Annotated in this window: 2 protein-coding genes and 1 pseudogene; all 3 read right to left on the minus strand. The window is 70.3% G+C overall.

All coding sequences use genetic code 11. The features are described from left to right. Positions 1 to 575: NAD(P)/FAD-dependent oxidoreductase (locus AC27KI_RS24225; protein ID WP_487116290.1), on the minus strand; the 575-nt coding region annotated here is incomplete at its 3' end. A gap of 53 nt (positions 576 to 628) precedes the next feature. Further along, entirely contained in the window at positions 629 to 952 is a 324-nt protein-coding gene (gene fdxA / locus AC27KI_RS24230) for a ferredoxin FdxA (protein ID WP_487116288.1), read from the minus strand. A 102-nt stretch (positions 953 to 1,054) separates the two neighbouring features. Beyond that, positions 1,055 to 1,709: pseudogene (locus AC27KI_RS24235) on the minus strand (elongation factor 1-alpha C-terminal domain-related protein); the annotation flags it as partial.

The raw sequence follows: 1,709 nt of genomic DNA on the forward strand, positions 1-1,709 counted from the left end.
GCCTGGAAGGCATCGCGCCGGTGCAGCAGGGTCACGCTGGCGGCGGCGTGCGGCCCCGGTTGGGCGCAGGCGATGGCGCGGGCCACGGCGGTGTCTTCGCCGCCATGCACGACCACATGCCGGCCGGCGGTGTCGGCCGCATCCTCGTGGTAATGCAGTTGCGTGCCTTCGAAGCGATCGATGCCTTCGGCCTTGACGGCGCGCGGCACGAACGCGCCCACGCCCGCGGCGATGAAGACCGTGCGCGCCAGCAGCGCGGTGCCGGCCGTGGTCTGCAGCAAAAGCCGCCCGTCGGGCCGCGGCGCGAGCGTGGCAACACGCTGGCCCAGGTGCAGGGTGGGTGGGAACGGGGCGATCTGCCGCTGCAGCAACGCGACGAGTTCGCGCCCGGTGCAGACGGGAATGCCGGGAATGTCGTAGATGGGTTTGTCGCCGTACAGCTCGGCGCACTGGCCGCCCACGTGGGGAAGCGCATCGATCACATGGGCTGCAATGCCCTGCAACCCGAGCTGGAACACCTGGAACAGCCCAACCGGCCCCGCGCCGATGACGGCGGCATCCGTCTCGATGGCCATCGGGGTGGATGGGGGCGCTTCGGTCTTCACGGGGTGTCGGGGGCCTGTCTGCTTCAGCGGATCAGGTCGACCACCTTGCCGGGCTTGCCGTTCCATTCGTCGGCGTCGGGCAGGGGCGCCTTGCGCTTGGTGATGCTCTTGAACTGGGGCGACAGGTCGGCGTTGATCTTGATGAAGGCGATCTGGTCCGGGGGCAGGTCTTCCTCGGCAAAGATGGCGTTGGCCGGGCACTCGGGAATGCACACGGCGCAGTCGATGCATTCATCGGGGTCGATCACGAGGAAGTTGGGGCCTTCGCGGAAGCAGTCCACGGGGCACACGTCCACACAGTCGGTGTACTTGCACTTGATGCAGTTTTCGGAGACGACGTGAGTCATGGCAGGAGTTGTCGTTGGATCGGGGGTAACCCGCGATTTTAGGGCGTTTCAGGGAGCGGCTCGGGGGCCGCCCCTGCAACGGCAAGGATTCGGCGCCTCGGGTCAGGCCGCCGGGGCGTTCACGAGCACCGCGCCAGCGGTCTTGTGGCTGGCGGTATCCACCAGGATCAGCGAGCCCAGCACGCGCGCCTGGGTGAACGGCGCGGCGGGCAGGGGCTCCTGCAGCAGCAGGTCCACGTGGCCGATGGCGTTGGGGTCGAGCTGGGCGGCGTCTTCTTCGGCCAGCGTGTGGATGTTGAGCTTGTGCACGACGCGCTGCACCTTGGCCTTGACCCAGCGGTGGCCGTGCAGCGCCCAGTACACGCGGCCGGCGACCAGGGGCTCGTCGTCCATCCAGGCCACGGTGGCGCGCAGTTCGCGCCGGCCGGGCCAGGAGGGCGTCGATGCCGGGGTGTCGAAATCGTCGGCGGCCACGGCGGCGGCCTGCGGTGCGGCCAGGATCCAGTCGCCGCGCGATACGTCCACCTCGCGGTCCGAGCACGATGCCCGCGCTCTGGCCGGCCCGGCACGCCCACGGGGCGGCGCGGCATGGTCCAAGACCTGGGCCACGGTGGCCTGGCTGGCCGCTCGGGAACACCTGCACGGCCGTGCCCGGCGCCACGGCGCCTGCCGCCACGCGGCCCCAGAACACGCGGCGGCCCTGGGAGGTGTCGGCGGAGGACGAGAATTTCTCGACCCACTGCACCGGGAAGGCCAG

The sequence above is a fragment of the Acidovorax sp. KPB24-03 genome (genome assembly GCF_057546605.1).

Coding starts and splice junctions, on each gene's coding strand:
- fdxA (WP_487116288.1), bottom strand. CDS start 952: ATGACTCACGTCGTCTCCGAAAACTGCATCAAGTGCAAGTACACCGAC.